16 protein-coding genes, 1 tRNA gene, 2 pseudogenes and 1 other annotated feature are annotated in these 16755 nt (G+C 68.4%); of the genes and pseudogenes, 6 read left to right on the top strand and 13 right to left on the bottom strand.

Going from position 1 to position 16755, the window contains the following annotated elements:
* Positions 1-97: 97 nt before the first annotated feature.
* Positions 98-1173 (bottom strand): annotated as a pseudogene (locus FHR90_RS09215) (IS3 family transposase); the annotation flags it as partial.
* Positions 791-907 (bottom strand) — a sequence feature (AL1L pseudoknot). Its footprint overlaps the pseudogene before it by 117 nt.
* A gap of 788 nt (positions 1174-1961) precedes the next feature.
* On the opposite strand from FHR90_RS09215, the gene FHR90_RS09210 reads away from it, so the two are divergent.
* Positions 1962-2270, top strand: a complete 309-nt coding sequence (locus FHR90_RS09210; protein WP_176624029.1) for a hypothetical protein — start codon at positions 1962-1964, stop codon at positions 2268-2270.
* A gap of 9 nt (positions 2271-2279) precedes the next feature.
* Here FHR90_RS09210 and FHR90_RS17460 read toward each other — a convergent pair.
* Positions 2280-2530: pseudogene (locus FHR90_RS17460) on the bottom strand (IS110 family transposase); the annotation flags it as partial.
* A gap of 461 nt (positions 2531-2991) precedes the next feature.
* Here FHR90_RS17460 and FHR90_RS09205 point away from each other — a divergent pair.
* The 3 genes from FHR90_RS09205 (at position 2992) to FHR90_RS09195 (ending at position 5470) form a co-directional block, all read left to right on the top strand.
* Positions 2992-3585, top strand: a complete 594-nt coding sequence (locus FHR90_RS09205) for a hypothetical protein (RefSeq protein WP_183275095.1) — start codon at positions 2992-2994, stop codon at positions 3583-3585.
* A 575-nt stretch (positions 3586-4160) separates the two neighbouring features.
* Positions 4161-4805: a hypothetical protein gene (locus FHR90_RS09200; RefSeq protein WP_246330141.1), complete on the top strand. Its 645-nt coding sequence runs from the start codon at positions 4161-4163 to the stop codon at positions 4803-4805.
* Positions 4802-5470, top strand: a complete 669-nt coding sequence (locus tag FHR90_RS09195) for a hypothetical protein (RefSeq protein WP_176624025.1) — start codon at positions 4802-4804, stop codon at positions 5468-5470. The genes FHR90_RS09200 and FHR90_RS09195 overlap by 4 nt, the downstream gene beginning before the upstream one ends.
* A gap of 61 nt (positions 5471-5531) precedes the next feature.
* Here the strand turns inward: FHR90_RS09195 and FHR90_RS09190 are convergent, their stop codons facing one another.
* Genes FHR90_RS09190 through FHR90_RS09170 form a run of 6 tightly spaced genes read right to left on the bottom strand, consistent with a single transcriptional unit; the run spans position 5532 to position 8448 of the window.
* Entirely contained in the window at positions 5532-5801 is a 270-nt protein-coding gene (locus tag FHR90_RS09190) for a hypothetical protein (protein ID WP_176624023.1), read from the bottom strand.
* On the bottom strand, positions 5798-5929 hold the full coding sequence (locus FHR90_RS17645; RefSeq protein WP_266152703.1) for a hypothetical protein: 132 nt from the start codon (positions 5927-5929) through the stop codon (positions 5798-5800). Before FHR90_RS17645 ends, FHR90_RS09190 begins: the two co-directional genes overlap by 4 nt.
* 49 nt (positions 5930-5978) lie before the next feature.
* A complete protein-coding gene (locus tag FHR90_RS09185) occupies positions 5979-6809 on the bottom strand; it encodes a hypothetical protein (RefSeq protein ID WP_183275094.1) in 831 nt (276 codons plus the stop codon).
* The gene (locus FHR90_RS09180) at positions 6806-7330 is read right to left on the bottom strand and encodes a hypothetical protein (protein ID WP_183275093.1); all 525 of its coding nucleotides are present in this window, start codon (positions 7328-7330) and stop codon (positions 6806-6808) included. Before FHR90_RS09180 ends, FHR90_RS09185 begins: the two co-directional genes overlap by 4 nt.
* Positions 7331-7381: 51 nt before the next feature.
* Positions 7382-7936 carry a hypothetical protein gene (locus FHR90_RS09175; protein ID WP_176626775.1) on the bottom strand — a complete coding sequence of 185 codons (555 nt, stop codon included), beginning with the start codon at positions 7934-7936 and terminating at the stop codon, positions 7382-7384.
* Positions 7933-8448 (bottom strand): glycine zipper family protein, encoded by a 516-nt coding sequence (locus FHR90_RS09170; protein ID WP_246330140.1) that lies wholly within the window; start codon positions 8446-8448, stop codon positions 7933-7935. Before FHR90_RS09170 ends, FHR90_RS09175 begins: the two co-directional genes overlap by 4 nt.
* A gap of 251 nt (positions 8449-8699) precedes the next feature.
* On the opposite strand from FHR90_RS09170, the gene FHR90_RS09165 reads away from it, so the two are divergent.
* The gene (locus FHR90_RS09165) at positions 8700-9041 is read left to right on the top strand and encodes a helix-turn-helix domain-containing protein (protein ID WP_246330139.1); all 342 of its coding nucleotides are present in this window, start codon (positions 8700-8702) and stop codon (positions 9039-9041) included.
* 78 nt (positions 9042-9119) lie between these two features.
* Here the strand turns inward: FHR90_RS09165 and FHR90_RS09160 are convergent, their stop codons facing one another.
* The 5 genes from FHR90_RS09160 to FHR90_RS09140 form a co-directional block, all read right to left on the bottom strand.
* Complete coding sequence (locus FHR90_RS09160; RefSeq protein WP_176626172.1) at positions 9120-9260, bottom strand: hypothetical protein; 141 nt, start codon at positions 9258-9260, stop codon at positions 9120-9122.
* A complete protein-coding gene (locus tag FHR90_RS09155; RefSeq protein WP_176626170.1) occupies positions 9257-9595 on the bottom strand; it encodes a MerR family transcriptional regulator in 339 nt (112 codons plus the stop codon). Before FHR90_RS09155 ends, FHR90_RS09160 begins: the two co-directional genes overlap by 4 nt.
* 372 nt (positions 9596-9967) lie before the next feature.
* Positions 9968-10057: transfer RNA gene (locus tag FHR90_RS09150), tRNA-Ser, on the bottom strand.
* Positions 10058-10072: 15 nt separating this feature from the next.
* Entirely contained in the window at positions 10073-11458 is a 1386-nt protein-coding gene (locus FHR90_RS09145; RefSeq protein ID WP_183275092.1) for an FAD/NAD(P)-binding protein, read from the bottom strand.
* 20 nt (positions 11459-11478) lie between these two features.
* Positions 11479-14742, bottom strand: coding sequence for a hypothetical protein (locus FHR90_RS09140; RefSeq protein WP_183275091.1), 3264 nt, complete (start codon positions 14740-14742; stop codon positions 11479-11481).
* A 573-nt stretch (positions 14743-15315) separates the two neighbouring features.
* Between FHR90_RS09140 and FHR90_RS09135 the strand changes: the two genes are divergently transcribed.
* Complete coding sequence (locus tag FHR90_RS09135) at positions 15316-16755, top strand: circularly permuted type 2 ATP-grasp protein (protein ID WP_246330159.1); 1440 nt, start codon at positions 15316-15318, stop codon at positions 16753-16755.

The following is a 16755-nucleotide window of genomic DNA, read 5'->3' as shown; positions in this document are numbered from 1 at the left end:
CGGCCACCGGCCGCAATCCGCGCCGCGCAGCTTCCACTCGCGGCCGTCGCCGCGTAGGCTTCAGATCGGTGTCTCACAATCTGCGGGCGGTACACTCCTCGATAAGGCGCCATGAATTGCGCCGATGGATCACCTCGGCCTTGAACAGGCCGTTGATCGTCTCGGCAAGCGCGTTGTCGTAACTGTCGCCGACACTGCCGACGGAGGGCTCAATGCCGGCCTCGGCGAGGCGCTCGGTGTAGCGAATGCTGACATATTGCGATCCTCGGTCCGAATGATGCACCAGCCCGCTCTGGCCCGCCGACCTTCGTTCATGCAGCGCCTGCTCGAGGGCATCGAGGACGAAGTCCGATTTCATGTCGCGCGAGACCCGCCAGCCAACGATGCGTCGAGCAAAGGCGTCGATGACGAAGGCGACATAGGCGAACCCCTGCCATGTCGAGACATAGGTGAAGTCGCTCAGCCACAACCGGTTCGGTGCGGGCGCGCGGAACTGGCGATGAACGCGGTCGAGCGGGCATACCACGGCCCTGTCGGGGATCGTGATCCGGACCCCCTTGCCGCGGATCACGCCTCGCAGGCCCATCTGGCGCATCAGCCGGCCGACCGTGCAGCGGGCCACCGCGACACCCTCGCGTCGCAGCTGACGCCACACCTTGCGCACGCCGTAGACGGAGACGTTCTCCGCATGCACGCGCCGGATCGGGTCGCACAGAGCCTCGTCGCGCCGCTGGCGAGCCGGACGCCGCTGCGGATCGCGGGCCCGGAGCGCATGCTCGTGATAGGTCGACGGGGCGATCGGCAGGACACGCGCGATCGGCTCGACACCGTAGACCTCACGATGCTCTTCGATAAAGGCGATCATCGCTTCAGTGGGCGGTCGAGCTCCGCCTGGGCAAAATAAGCCGACGCCTTGCGTAGGATCTCGTTGGCCTGCCGCAACTCGCGAACCTCGCGCTCCAGGGCCTTGATCCGCTCCGTCTCGGCCGTCGTCGGGCCTGGCCTCGCTCCGCTGTCACGCTCGGCCTGGCGAACCCAGTTGCGCAACGTCTCGCCCGAGCAGCCGAGCTTGGCCGCCACCGAACTGAGCGCCGCCCATTGGCTCGGATGCTCGCCTTGTTGCTCCAAAACCAGGCGAACCGCGCGGTCTTCGTCATGACCACACTCTCTCAAGAGCTATGGCCTCCGACAAACCCGGCGCGGTTCACCGCGCGCTTACGCCGCGTGTCCACGAAACCGGCAGCAGCTCACACTCTGTCGTGCCAACAGGACGACAACCCCCCCTTTCCCAGCTACCGAAACTACCCTGACTCTGTCGTGCCAACAGGACGACAACCCCCCCTTTCCCAGCTACCGAAACTACCCTGACTCTGTCGTGCCAACAGGACGACAACCCCCCCTTTCCCAGCTACCGAAACTACCCTGACTCTGTCGGTTATCCCGCATTTAACCACTCTTCCCGACAGCCGCCCAAAAGTCCCCCTCAGAAGGCCGTGGAGGGCATCGCCCCGAAAAGGCGCTGGTCAGGACCAGCGAGACGCCGAGTCCCAGCGGACGGGCTTCCTAGAGCCTCCACGGGCACGGTCCGCCATGATCTCCCGGCTTTACGACCCGTTCCTGGGTCACATTTCAGCCGACGTCGCCTCAAACGAGTGAAGGCGAAACGAATTATGTGGAGAAAGAGACCAGGAATACAGACGAGAAAGAGGGAGATTCTAGGGAGGGCACGATACCGCATTTTTGGTGCAAGCACCGAAAAATGGTCGTGTCAGGACGGCTGTCGGCCGTTCCGATGCGGCTCCCTGGCGGTCGCCTGTCTCTGGATAACATACTGAAATCAAGTCATTTATCCGACGCCCTGACTCAGCTCACAGCCGATCCGAGAGCCCGGCAAACGATGGTTGAACATTTTCGTTCGTATTCCGAACGAGAGCTGCTGAACAAGGCCTCGGAGACCCCTCATGGTCAAAGTCGCCGACCCGGGTTCCTCCGACCCGATCGAGCTGTCCACCTGGCAGCACGAGGCGACGGTTCACCGCATCCTGGAGCGTGCCCGAGCTCGCCAGCAGCGCGAGGGCGCGACGGCCGACCGCCAGTCGACATACATGCTCCATGACATGAAGCAGGGCACACGGCTCACCCGAACCCTCCATCGCGCGCCGTTCGACCAGGGACGGGGCGATCCGGAACCTGCCCTCCATCCGCCTGAAGGCCCCCGACACTGGCTCGTTGGTCAGGCGAAAACTCGAACGTTTTTCGTCATGCGCTGAGAGTCGAACTGCTGCGGCCGGCTTGCTCCATCGGAACTCGCTGCCGTCAGCCCAGATGCGGTGCCGGACACCGCCAGATTGCGGGCCACAGCGACATGCGTCCGCGCCATGCCGGGTCGCCTGGCCGTTCATGCCCACGCTCGCAGCGCCGACCCTCTGGTGCTGCGGATCAGAAGCGAAAGCGCGGTGCGGACCAGTTCGTCGCCACACCGGCTGATGCGGCCCTGTACGTCGGTCTCGTCTGACTGGCAGTTCCAGGGTGCCGTCATCGTGCAGACGGGCGAAGCAGCGATACCCCCCTCCGCCAAGGCGGGACGGTGTCAGCGCCACGCTATGCCGCCACGGGACATAGCAGATGGCGCCCGCGACCTCGCGCATCGGCATCGGCCTGGCGTGTTTTGCGCCCACACCGGACAGCCGCGGGCACGGGCGCAGGATCGTCCATTCCGGGTCGGTCAGGTCGTTTCCATAGCTCGCAGCCTTACGGCTATACTGCGCATGGGTGGTCGAGGCCCACATCGCTGTCTCGTCAGGTCTTCGCATACGCGACGAATCACGGTTTTCCCTGGCTGCATACCCCATCGGGCTGTCGCGCCAAAACCGTCTCCAGACAGCCGATTATGATGGTTATCAAGACAGCCGGGGACGAACTGCAATGGTCGTAGCCAGTCGAGGGGTATTCGTGCGCTGCGGACGGCCCGGCGGGGGTGCCCTCGCCCACTTGTCGCTTGTCGCACTGATCGCCACTGCGAACGCCCACGCGGCACCGCATCATCTCGGTGATCTGACCTGGATGAAGGCCTATGTCGGTCAGAGGGTCTGGGTGCTGCACGAGGATCCACGGCTCAAGCGCGATGTGTATCGTGTCTTCGCCGCTCCGACGGTGCCCTGGATGTCCGGATCTGACGGAAAGAGCCTCGCTGCCGGCATCTACAGTGGTGCCACCGGAGGCTATCTGAGCTACGGCGGCGATCGGGTGCGCAACACGCCGGCCGGTGGCATCGAGGCGGACGGCTCTTTTCGCGGCGTCGTCGAATCGACCAAATGGCTGTTCTGGTCGAACGCTGCGGCAACCGACGGCATCATCGTGTTCGTCGAGCTCGAGCGTGGCGAGAACAGCCATGGCGACAGATACGTCGACAGCAGCGTCTACTCGTCGCAGGCCTGTGACTCGCCGCTGCCAGCCGACTTCACCGAGGGACTGATGGCATGGCGGGACAAGCTGACCGCCTCCGGCGCCCGGGTGACGCAGACGATCACCTATACAGGGAGCGCCGAACCATGCGTTCGCAACCCGCAGGACGCAGGACAGTGAACCGCGCCGTGTGTGGTTTTCCGAAGGTCATAACTCCTGAGCGAGCGTGGTCAGGATGTCAGCGAGCAGTGCCTGGATGAGGCGTGCTGGGCCAGATTGCTCGCGCTCTATCTCCTGACGATCACACGGCGCGATTTCCTGGGGTGTCGGCGACGGCGTACGCGGTGGCGCGCTCACCGCGCCATCGATGGAGCCCGGATGCGTGCTTGCTTCCCTTCGGTTCGGGCATTTCATGATCGGGTCATAACGCCTGTCACCCCAGGGAATGGGGTGGATCGGGTCCGGTCGTCCTCCGAGTGGGGGCGGTCTCGGCTCGTGGGTGTCGGTCTGCCTACCGACATCCGGCAGTCGTCGTCTGGCGCGGTCTCGCGCGCCCACGCCGATCGTATGACCTCATCTCCGCGCCCCGCCGCCTGAGCGCCCCGCAGCCGCCCTCCGCCATCTCCCCGCCTGAGCGGGACGTCATCGCCACCGGCTCCGGCAACCGTCACCACGCCGTCCACATCGCCACTGCATCCTTCCAGGCCCGGGCGTGCAGGTCTGTCTCTCAATCGAAGAACATAACAGGAACTAAAATGTCTCGTTCGACCTATTCCGACAGCAACGCGCGGCGCGGGCGCATCCCCGCCTGCGTCCTGCCCACCGAAGCCGACCTGATGCTCTATCGCGATCTCGCCCGGCAGCTGGGCGCGCCGCCCAACGCCCACATCTGCCGCCACGCCGGGCCGGCCGCGAATCACCTGGTCTTCATCAATGAATCCGGTCCGCGCGACTGGAAACGCGTCCACGACACCGCTGCCGCGCGCTGGCCGGACCTGCCAAAGTCGGGCTCCGTGGCCCGCGACGGCACCGTGCTCGACAGCCTGCCGGAGCGGATCGTCTACGAGATGCTGGCACCACGGCTGAAGCCGCGCATGGCGCTCGACCTGCACCAGCCGATCCGGGCACGCGATGCGCGTCATCGCGCCGATTTCACGCTTCGCTGTGGTGCGGCCCGGCGCTTCATCGAGGTGGTGGGCTGCTGCGGCTCGGACCGAATCACCCGCAACGACGACGAGCGCCTGTGGCTGGCGCGTCTGGACCGCCGCCTCGCGGTCTATGCCGCGCAGGGCATCGTGCCAGTGCTCATGCACCTCGACCTGCTCGCCCAGCCCGCCCGGCTGCGGGCGCTCTGCGACGATCTGGTCAGGACCATCGCGCGGGAAGGAGGGTGCTCATGAGCGGGCATGCCGGACTGGGCAAGGTCCTGTCGCGATGGCGCGAGGGGATCGTCCGCGTCTTCGACATCGTCCCGGCCGAGCTGCTGGCCCGGCCGCCGCGGGTGGGCCAGCCGGTCATGCTGGGCTGGGTGGACATCGAATTGCGCGAAGGCCAGCCGGTGCCGCCGCGACGGGAGCCGAACTGGCAGATCGGACGGCTCGAGGAAGCAGCCGACAACTACGGCCAGCCGGCTCTGAGCGTGGACGACCAGCTCTTCCGGGCGATCCTGCCCGGGGATGCGGCACCGCCGCTGTGTCTCGCCGGGTATCATATGTCCTTCCTTCACGGCCTGCTGGGTGGGCCGTGGGACCTCGAACCCAGGCGGCTTTGTCTCTATCGCACGGGTCAGCTGTTCGACCTGGGCGCGGCGAGCGGGGATTTCAGCCTGTCCGGCATGGCGCGACACTTCGTGCCCCGGCCGCCCATCGGTTGGGATGCCCCGCTGGTGGTCGACCGGGTCAACGATGCGGTGACGGTGCTGCGGGGCCTGCTGCGGATCAGCCGACTCAACATGCTCGTGGCGTTGAGCTGCACCAAGTTCGCACCGCCGCCCGCGAGCGAGCCGTTCGGCCGCATGCCGCAATGGCAGGCGATGCCGGGCGCGGACTTCCACGACTACGAGTGAGGAAAGGCCCCGCCGGAGCGATCCGGCGGGGTCCGATCCCGCGGCGCGTCGCGGTGGCTGCCTATTCGATTCCGAGCGCCATCCGGCGCTCAGTGTCGGCGTCGCAGGCCGTCTGGGCCTGCCTGATCGTTCCGATCATGCCGATGGCGAGGATGAACATGACGATCGGGTGCCATCCATGGCGGATCAGCACGCCGCAGATGAAGTCGACGATGCTGACGCCGACATAGGCCGCCGCCAGGTTCCTGCGGTGCTCGGCTTCGATCCCGCCGAATTGCTGGGCATACTGCGCACGTCGTTCCGCCAGATACTGATGTTCCGCCGCACTCATCGCCAGCGCCCTCCCAGACAGAGGCCGGCGATCAGAAAGAAGAGCGGCACCATGGCCGAGGTTCGCATCGCCGCGACCATGCCGGTGACCAGGAAGATGCCGATCATCGCGCCGAAGAAAGCAAACATGTGCGGCCTCAGGGTTTGCGGTTGCGGGTGCGCCGGACATCCGCCTGTCTCAGGGCGGGGCCACGGCCGCATCCTGCGGAAGGGACGTGCCGTCCTTCTGGGCTGCCGTCGCGGCGGCATTGGCGCGCTGCGAGCGCATCGCGCTCAGCGTGTTGAGATCGTCGGCGGAGGCGTGCTCGGGCACGATCACCTGCCCGGGATGCACCTGGTTCGGCCCGTCGATCGCCTCGCGCGAGACGTTGGCGAGGCTGATGGTGCCGGCCGCCGGAGCCGCCATCGGCGTTGCGGCCGGTGTCGTGACCGGTGCCGGCGTGTCGGCCGGGGCGCTACCAGTGACCGGGCCCGAGGCCGGCGACAGCGTGATCGGCGGCTGCTGTGCCTCGGTGGCGGCCCTGACGGCGGTGATCGCGACCGGTGTCGCGTAGAGGGCCTGGTTGACGATCCGCACCTCGGGCGGGCTGTCGTCATTGGGATTCTTGTCGAAGATCTCGACCAGCTTCTCGTCGGCCGCGTAGCACATCAGCACCGTGTGCTGCTTGGGCCGGGTGCCGGCGCGGACCGGCGCCCAGATGATCTGCGCGAGACCCAGCGTGGCGACCGAGGTCAGCACCTCGGCTGCCTTGACCGCCGCCTTGCCGCCGGCACCGAGCCCGGAGGTGTAGAGCTTGTAGATGTCGCAGCGCCGGTGCTCATGGGTGACGCTGCCCGCCGGCTCTCCGAGCGTGCTGAGCACCGTGAAGCGGTCCGAACTCTCGTTGAACTGCGCGAGGTCCACCGGCTCGGTGCTGCCGTCGGCGACAGATCCCCCGCCGCAGGCGGACAGTGTGAGCGGGACGACCAGCACACCGGCCAAGCAGGCCGACCCGAGGCGTCGCTTCACGGCATCTCCCCGCCGGCCGGTGCGGCGATCGCCTCGGGGCTGGCGGCGCGTTTCTCCACCGTCCGCGCCCGCCACAGCAGGATCGGCGCCACCGCGAGGAACAGCACCCCGATCGCCGGCGAGAAGGAGATCGAGGACGACCAGCCGAAGAAGAAGAACCCGCCCGACGAGACCTCGACCTGCTCGAGGAACACATAGGTGCGCACCAGCGCGAACAGGGTGAGCCAGAAACTCGCCCGGTCGCACCAGAAGCATGGCAGTCCGAGCTGCGGCCGAAGCCGGCCGAGGAAAGCCAGGCCGTAGGCGAAGACGGTCGCATACAGCAGGAAGCCGAGCACGGCGAAGCCGTCGAACCCGTACTGCGACATCGAAGCGTTGAAGGTGTGATCGCGATGGGCATACGGCAGGGTGCCGGCCAGCAGGGCGCAGAGTGCGGCGGCGCCGGCGAGCTCGACAGGCCGCCCGAGAAACTCGCGCAGCCGGTCTTCCAGACGCTTCAGGTCAAGGTCGGGATTGTCCATGCGATCACATCCTGTCCGAGCAGGGATACGGCGAGAGACGGTGCGGCCGGGTCATCGCAGGTCCAGCACGTAGCGGGTGCGGCCCTGGGGATTGTGGTAGTCGTCCTGCGGACGCAACGTCAGGCCGGTGAAGCTGACATGGCCGTCGCGAAACACCACGCTGGTGCCGGGCGCGATGTCACCCATGAACACCTTGGGAAAGCTGCGGACGTAGCGGTAGCGACCCCCATCCCGGCGGAAATAGGCGACCGACAGCATCTGGGCGTCGCCGGTTGGGTCGTTGTTGTAGAAGGTGATCGCCAGCACGTCCGAGTTCGGCCCGTGGCCGTTCGCATCGCCGTAGAAGAGATGCGGCCATACGCTGTGGAGCTTCATCTGGCAGTTGATGTCGTGCCCGGCGCGATCGTAGCAGCGGATCAGCTCACCGTCGGTCAGCATGTGCTGCACGTAACCCGCCGCCGGCCCGGTGAGACCGGGCGTATCGTCGGCGTGGGCAGGAGCAGCCGGTATCGCGAGCAGCGCGCTCGCGATACCGGTAATGAGCCCCGGCGGGACGAGCTTCTGCCACCGGCTCGGCTCATGTGCGGAGTGAATCGTGGCGGTCATGGCGCGGTCACCACCGGAGATGGCTGCACCACGTAGGGTGCGGGCTGCACGACATAGGGTGCCGGCTGCACCATCACGGCGGGCGGAGCCACCACGACCGTCTGCTGCACGACCGGCGCCGGGAGCCGGTTGCCGCGTGCGACCATGCAGGCGGTGTAGTCGTTATCGTACATGACCTGCAGGCGTTGCACGGGATCACTCGATCCCGTGGCGTCGGCGCCGATCGCGGTCCCGCCGAGCGCACCCGCCGCCGCGCCGATGCCGGCACCGTGGCCGCCACCGATCGCTCCGCCGAGACCGGCCCCCAGGCCCGCACCCAGCACGGTGCCGAGCGCCAGCGCGCCGAGCTGCTGGCGGGAGTTCTGGTCGGCGAGCGGCTTGATCTGCGCGTCAGTGTAGGTGGTGCAGGCGGTCTGGTCGGCGGTGAACTGCTCGAACGTCTTGCCGGGGCCGGGCAGGATCTGAGCCGTCGGGCCGATCGTCGTGCAGCCACAAAGCAGCAGGAGGCACAAGGCAGCCCATGCCGCTCTCGGCGGAAAGCCGGAAAGGGTCCGAGGCCTCGACTCCGAGCTGCCTCCACCTGCGGTAAACCAAGGTCTGGAGTTCACGAAAACCGATCCGGGCGGAGGCTCTACGCATGAATTCAGCCGGGATCGCATGAGGATCACTCCAGGGGCACGACGTGGAGTGACCATACTACGTGGTAGTTATTAACATGCAATAGCGTTGGCACGGATCCGTCCGGTCAGCCGAGAACCCTCCCATGAAGGGTCTTGGGGAACGTCTGCGCACGCGTGCGCGTCAGCTCGGGTGGTCCGACTCGGAGGTCGCTCGTCGCGCCGGTCTGGTCCAGACACGTTATGCGAACTACGTGATCGACAAGCACGAGCCGGACCTGACGACCCTGCTCCGCATCTGCGCCGTGCTCGAAATGCCCGTCGGCGAGGTGTTGGGGCAGTCGGCATCGGTCCCGCGAGACGAGGCGGAGCTACGCACCCGGATCGACGCCGCTCTCACGCTCCTCGACGGCGACTCCCTCAAGACCGTGGCAACCGTCCTGGAGGGGCTGGTGGCCCGACAGAACGCCGCGCTTCGAGCGACTTAGCGTTCGAGGTTCATCGCCGCGGCCGGGTGGAACAATCGGCACGTCGGAATGCCGGTCATACCATCTGGTCTGGCTCGATTATCGGGCGGCGCCCAATTCCAGGCGGATGATGCCTCGTCGCGCTCCGCAGTGGCTGTCGACCGCGACACCCTGCGCGACGGAACGGGGAAGTTCGACGCCGCCGAGCCGGAAAATTCGATCGGCGGCGATATCGATCACCGATGTTGAAGAGCCAGTGCTGCCATTACCATCAGCAGAGGGATGCCCAGCATGAACACGGCCGGCCATCCGGTCAGCACATCGGCGCTGCCGCGCGACGCTTTGCGCAGGCGGGCGTGCCGGTCGGTCCGAATCGGCAATGCCGGCTCAGCGACGACCAGATCCAGGACATCCCTGAGCCGGAACAACGTGCGCCTGCCGAACTTGTATTTACGCAGCGATCCATCGGCCACCCTGCGATCGATCGTCGTCACGTCGCACCGCAGGTGGATCCGTGCGGCCTCGATGCGCGTGACAAAGCGCCCCTCGTCGGAAAAACCGTGTTCGTCGCTCACTACACCCTGCTCCTCACACTCGGCGACCGATCATCGGCCGTCTTCTTCAGATCCACCGCACCGAGGCTCGATACGGCGGGGAAGTCGGTTGTTGGGGAGGGTAGTCCAGGCGATGCCGCTCAGGGCGAACCCGGAGCGGACGGGTAGTGACATCAGAGCATCGACGGGATCACCATCGAGGATCGGGTCACAACCGATGTTCTTAATCCGTTCTAGAAGAGGGGCATGCTGGGTGCAAGGACAAACTTCCCGGCGACAGGCTCACGGCGCAGAACGACGCACGACAACGCAAGTCCTAAGGTGGGACCGGAGATGGGACGGATCGACAGATCCCAGATAACTTACTAAGATAGCAGACTTTTTTTCTCATTCTGGCGGATGGGGTGGGATTCGAACCCACGGTACGCTTGCACGTACGGCGGTTTTCAAGACCGCTGCCTTAAACCACTCGGCCACCCATCCTGGCGTCCGCTGGTTCTATTGCGCGGCGAGGCTGGCGGCAATGCCGGCCGCAACCAGGCGCGGCTGCGACGAGACCTGCGGCAGGCCCATCAGCTCGCCGAAGGCGTGGCGCGCGGGGGGTCCTGCGACCCACAGCCTCGCAGACGCACGCCCGTCGCCGCCCAGGGCGCGGCCGGCGCTGTCGGTCGCGAGGCCCAGGCCGCACGGATCGGCGCGCAGCAGCCCCGCCGCCGCCATCGCCGACAACAGCGGATCCGTCTCGATCAGCCGGCGCCATGATGCCCCGGTGCAGTTGACGACCAGACCGGCCGCAAGACGCACCTCCCCCTGCCGGGTCGACACCACCAGCTCCGCGCGCCCGTCCCGCACCCCGGCACCGCGCAGCCGGGCCCGCACGACCTCGAGCTGGCCGCGCACGCGCAGGCGGTCGAGCCACGCATCGATCTGCGGCGCGCCCTGGAACCGGTGCGCGTCCCAGAAGGCCCGCAGATGACGCAGCAGGCGTCGCTGCTCGGCCTCCGGCAGGGCCGCCCACACACCGCCGCCCTGCCGGCGCAGTGAGTCGATCGCCAGCTCCCACGAGCACCCCGTCGCGGCCAGGAGGCGCAGCACCGCGCGGATCCGACGCAGCAGCGCCAGCGCCGAGGTCTCTGGCGGGTCGAGAAAATCGAAGCTGGCCTCGGTCGGATAGACGGTGCGGCGGCGCGGCAGCAGCCCGTGGCGCGAGATCATGGTGATCCGGCCGCGATGCCCGGCCGCCCCCAGCCCGGCCACCACGTCGCAGGCTGTCAGCCCGGTGCCGATCACCGCGATCGGGGCGGTGGGATCGAGCCCGGCCGGCGCGACCGCCGGCCACCCGCGCGACGCATCGTCGATGCGCAGCGCGGACGGCAGGGCGGCGAGTTCGCCCGGCACGGCCGGCGGCGGATGGCCGGCGGCCAGCACCAGATGGTCGACGTCGAGCCGGCGCGAATCCGACAGCACGAGGCGATAGCCCGACGCCTCCGCCTCGCAGCCGAGCACGCGCGCCCGCACATGCTCGACCGCCAGCCCGTCGAGCAGATGCGCGATGTAGCGGGCGAGGACGCGACGCCTCGGAAAGACCTGCCCGTCGGCCGCGACCGCCTCCGGGTCGTCGTCGCCATCGGCGTCGGAGTGCAGCCAGTCAGCGAAAGCCTCGGGCGCCTCCTCGAGCAGGACGGTGCGACTGGCGGGGATGTTGAGCCGGTGATCGGGATCGTCGGTGTCGTAGGCGAGCCCGGCGCCGAGGATGGCGCGGGGCTCGATCACCACCACGCGCAGGTCGAGCCCGGGATGATCGGCGCGCAGATGTCGCGCCAGCATCGCGCCGCTGACGCCGCCGCCGACCACGCCGACGCAGGGACGGACATCATGCCTCACCGTGGCCGTCGGGCCGGCGGTCAGACCGACCGACGCCAGCCACCGGCACGACGCGGAGTCTCGGCCGGCGATGGCGGCACAGCCGATGCGACGGGTTCGGGCGGCGCGGACGCCGCAGGCCGCGGATCGGCTGATGCGTGGCCGCCCGCATGCGCCGGCACGCGGCGACGCAGCGGCCGCTGCCTGCGGGCAAAATCCTCGGGCACCAACGCCCCCCATTCGGCCTCCAGCTCGACCAGCAGTGCTGCGATGTCGCCGGCGGGCCGGACCGTGCCGGCCCCCGGCACCACCACGACGCGCATGTCCTGGGCCCGCAATGCGAGGCACAGCGCCACATCGGCCGAGCGGCCGAAGGCGGGCGCGAACCCCCCGGCCTCGAGGCCGACGATGCGATCGACCAGCAGGCAGGCCCCATCGACGGCGGTCACGTCAGTGGTCCCGGCGGGTGTCGGACCGCCGGCGGCGACCGCGACGCCCGCGGCCCCGAAACCGGGCGACAGGGCGGGCTCGGCCAGTTCGGCCAGCCAGTCTGGACCCGCCACCTCCGGCCCGGCACCGTCCGCACCCGGATCGACGAACCCGACCAGCGGCGTCGTCGCACCGATCAGGCCGCGCTGGCGCAACGCCACCGCCCCACCCCGCCCGTCGCCAAAGAACACGGACAGGGACGCAAGCCCGGCCGCCGCAGCATCGATGCGCCCCTCCAGCGCGTGATCGGCAACCAGCGCCAGGCGCAGATCGGGATAGGCCGTGTCCGCCAGGCGCCGCAGCAACGCCAGTGCCGCCGGCAGTTCGGACTCCTTGGCGGCCGTGACCACCAGGGTGACGGGCGGCAGGCTTTCGACCGGCGGCGCAAGGCGGGTGACACCGCTGCGCGGGTCGGTCAGCAGACGCGCGCCGGCGACGCTGGCCAGCTCGGCGATCAGCTCGGCGCGCAACTGCGTATGGTCGGCGGGCGCGAGGTCGGGCACGCTGCTCAGCACCTCGTCGAGGGCCTCGATCGGCCGGGCGCGCGCCATCAGCGCCGCAGCAAAGGCGAAGACGGCATCCCGCCCGACGCCGCAAGGCACCGGCAGGGTGGCGAACACGGCGCGCGGCATGCACAGCATCGGGCCCAGATCGAGCAACGAGTTCAGGCTGACCGGCTGGCCGGCCCGGTGCGAGCGCGGCGTCGGGGCAGACCCTTCGCCGATGCTGTCGCTGTCGGCATAGAACGTGGTCTGAGGGTGGCTGTCGGCACCGATGGCAAATTCCGTCAGCGCCCAGGGCTTCGGCACTGCGCCCGCTTCCAGCACCACAACATGGCTGCCCGCGCAGGCCGAGGCGGCCTCCCGCAGCGCCTGCGCGATGTCCAGCCCCGCACGTGGCAGCACCACCCCGGCCGGGACCGGCAGCGACGCCGGATCGATCGTATCGGTGGCGGTGACGAGATGGATGCGCAGCAGCGGATAGGACTGCTCGGCGAGGGCGGACAGGCTGCGCCCGATCCGCACGGGCAGGTCGTGGCCGCCGGCGACGAGCAGCACGTCGAAGAACGGGCGCTCGCGAAGGCGTTCGATGCGGTCGCGACTGCGCGGCCGCAGCTTCTCGAAGATCGGCGCCTGCCCGAGCGCGCTGCCGGCGCCGAGATACCGGGCGAAGGGCAGCGGTGGCGTATCGAGACCGAGTGCGGCGATCCGGCCGGCGAGATCGGCGGCGAAGTCCGCCTCCTCCGCCAGCGGATCGATTTCCGCGGCCGCCGCAACCGGGCCGGTGATGGCGCCGACCAGGGCCGCCGACAGCGCGGCAGGCTCGAACACGGGCATGTCCAGCCGGCGCGCCCAGGGGCTGCCGAACGTCAACGGCAGAGTTTCGGCGGCGACATCGACCACGCCAGGCAGCGCCAGCGCGCCCGCTGCCGCGAGCACCGGGCGCGCCGAAGCAAGGAAGGCGCCGGCGCGCAGCTCGGCGGCCAGCCCGCCATCGCCACATAGCAGGATGTCGGCTGCATCCTGGACCTGGCGATCGGCTTGCAGCATGTCCGGCCCTGCCAGCACCACGATACGTTCGTCGTCGAGTTCCTCGAGCATCGCGGCGATTTCGGCCGCCACCGGCTCGCGCGGCGCCTGGACCAGCAACAGGGCGTCGCCGAGACCCGTGGCGTGGCGGAAGGCCTCGATCACACGGCCGAGCTGGGCACGCGCCGCATCGAGCATCGGCCGATCCGACCAGGGCGGAGCCAGATCATCGAGCGAGAACAGCACGCAGCGTGCCTGCGGCGGCAGGCCGAGCTCGGCGCGCGCCGCCAGCCGGGCGGCATCGCTGCCGACCTGACCGACCGGCAGCCGCAGCCGATGCACCGGGGCGCGCAGATGGCCCGACAGCGCGGTCTGCTGGGCCGCGCCGCCGACCCAGACCTCGTCGAGCGCGCTCTCGACCGGCGAGACCTGCCGCAGCATCCGGCGCCACTCCCCCGGCCACAGGGCGATGACATAGCTGTCGGCGAAATGGTCGAACGGGTAGTTGTCGACCAGAGCCTGCAGGAGCATCGGCTCGCACAGGATCAGGCTGACCCGATGGCTGCCGGGCCGGCCGCGTTCGACATGCGGCACGCGCGGATGCGGACCGCCCTGATCGTAGGCATGCAGCGTGAAGGGCTGGCCGCTTCCGGCGAGGGCGAAAGCGAGGCGCCGTGCGAGGCGCCCGATCGGGCCGAAATAGCCGAACGGCGCATACAGATCGACACCACATGGCCGCGACAGCAGCCCGGCGACCGACGCCCCCCGCCCGGCATTGGGCCGCCAGCCCGGCGCCGGACGCTCCTCGGTGATGCCCGCCCGCAGGAAATGCTGCACGCCGAACTGGCTGTCCTGGTTGATCAGCGGACGCAGATCGGCGTTGAGGAATCCGTATCCGGCCGGATCGAACCGGTCCATCGCCGCCTCGGGGACGCCGCCCGGGTCACGCCGGGCGGCGCGGGCGGGGGCAAGATGATGCGGATGGTTGAGCGACGGGCGGTGTCCGGCACGCTCCTCGGCGCTGCCGCAATCCCACCAGTGGGCCTCGGCGTCGACATGACCCCGGGCGACCGCGACAGCGATGTCGGGGTTCAACGCCTCGTAGAGCGCGGCAAGGAAGCGCGGCGCGGCGGACGGGACCGGATCGGCAGCAGGCTCGCCGACCGCCTCTGCGGCCGGTTGCACCTCGCAACCCGAAGCAGCATCGGCCGGCACGACATCGACCCGCAACACATCGATCGGCGGCCCATCCTCCACCGGCGCACCATCCACCCGCAGCGCGTCCATCGGTGTATCGTTCAGCGGCACATCATCAGGAACGGGCGAAGGCGGCTCGGAAGGCGACAGAACGGCGCTGGCGGACGTCTGTGGTGACGGATCGACGATATCGGCTGCCTTTTGCGACGGCCCGTCGGTCCTGGCGGGCCCGGAAGACGTCCGCTCCGCGGCGCGCACCGGACGTCTGCGCGGTTTGACGCTGTCGCTCACCTGTTACCCCTCTGATCCGGGCGTCGGGCTGCATGGCACTCACGCACCTTCCCGTGCCCAATGATGGCACAACCGACAATGTTCGCAACCGAAACGCCGCCCCGATGTCGCGTCTCGTGCGTGTTCCGCGCAGCCTGTCTCGACGCTGGGAAAATGTCGTTGCCTCATATCTGCGAGGGGCATTCTTCCCAAAAAGGGTAAACATTGGATAAAAGAGTTTCACCAGACAGACTTCCATCGGGGACAGGTCGCTCCAGCCGGCCGCACCCGCCCGCGAACCCAAGCGAAAGGCGCCCTCCCCTGGCCCAGCATCCGCAGTCCCCCGACACGGGCGAGTCCCCTGCTCCTGCCAGCGGCACCCGCCATCCGGACCTGCTGTCGAGTTACGATCCGGGAGGATTTTTCTGCGAAATCGCCAATGGCAGCGTCTCCTCGGATGCGGCGGTGGCGGCGATCCGCGAGCGGTTGTCGGGGATGGACATCGCCGAGCTGCGCCGCCGCGCGGCCTGGGCGGAGGCCGAGCTGTTCAATCTCGGCATCACCTTCACCGTCTACTCGGAGAAGGATTCGATCGACCGCATCCTGCCGTTCGACCTCATCCCGCGCATCATTTCGGCGCGCGAATGGTCGCATGTCGAGCGCGGCGTCAAGCAGCGCGTCGCGGCGCTGAACCTGTTCCTGCACGACATCTATCATGACCAGAAGATCCTGCGCGACGGCGTCGTGCCGGCCGACCTGGTAACCGGAAACGCCAATTTCCGCCCCGAAATGGTCGGTCTCGACGTGCCGGGCGGGGTGTATGTGCACGTCAACGGCACCGACCTGGTGCGCGACGAGAACGGCCGCTTCCTGGTGCTGGAGGACAATGCGCGCACGCCGTCGGGCGTGTCCTACGTCATCGAGAACCGCCACATGATGCTGCGCGTGCTGCCGGACCTGATCGGCGACGCCAAGCTGCGCAGCGTCGACGCCTATGGCCCCCAGTTGCGCGCAGCCCTGGCCGAGCTGGTGCCGGAGACGGCGCGGCGCGGCTACGACGAGCCCCAGGTCGTGCTGCTCTCGCCGGGCATCTACAACTCGGCCTATTTCGAGCATGTGTTCCTCGCCCGCGAGATGGGCGTGCCGCTGGTCGAGGGCAACGACCTCTTCGTCGACGAGCACCGCGTCTACATGCGCACCGTCGCCGGCCCGCGACGGGTGGATGCGATCTATCGCCGGCTCAACGACGACTTCCTCGACCCCGACGTGTTCCGTCCCGACAGCCAGCTTGGCGTGCGCGGGTTGATGGAAGCCTGGCGGCGAGGCCAGGTGGTGATCGCCAACGCGGTTGGCACCGGGGTGGCCGACGACAAGGCGATCTACGCCTACATGCCGCGCATCATCCGCTACTATCTCGACGAGGACGCGATCCTCGACAACGTGCCCACCCATATCTGCCGCGAGCCGGAGGGGCTGGCCTATACGCTCGACCACCTCGCCGAGCTGGTGGTCAAGCCGGTGGGCGAATCGGGCGGCTACGGGCTGCTGATCGGCCCGCACGCCTCGAGCGCCGAGCTCGACGATTTCCGGGGCCGGCTGAAGGCCGATCCGGCCAACTACATCAGCCAGCCGGTCATCAAGCTGTCGGTGTCGCCCACCCTGTGCGAGGACGGCATCGAGCCGCGCCATGTCGACCTGCGCCCGTTCGCCATCACCGGCAAATCGACCTGGGTGCTGCCCGGCGGCCTGTCGCGGGTGGCGTTGCGCAAGGGATCGCTGGTGGTGAACTCCTCACAGGGTGGCGGCTCCAAGGACACCTGGGTGCTGGCGTGA

It is taken from the genome of Endobacter medicaginis (genome assembly GCF_014192375.1).
In the GTDB taxonomy this organism is placed as follows: Bacteria; Pseudomonadota; Alphaproteobacteria; order Acetobacterales; family Acetobacteraceae; genus Endobacter; species Endobacter medicaginis.
This window is presented reverse-complemented; position numbering and strand designations above follow the sequence as displayed.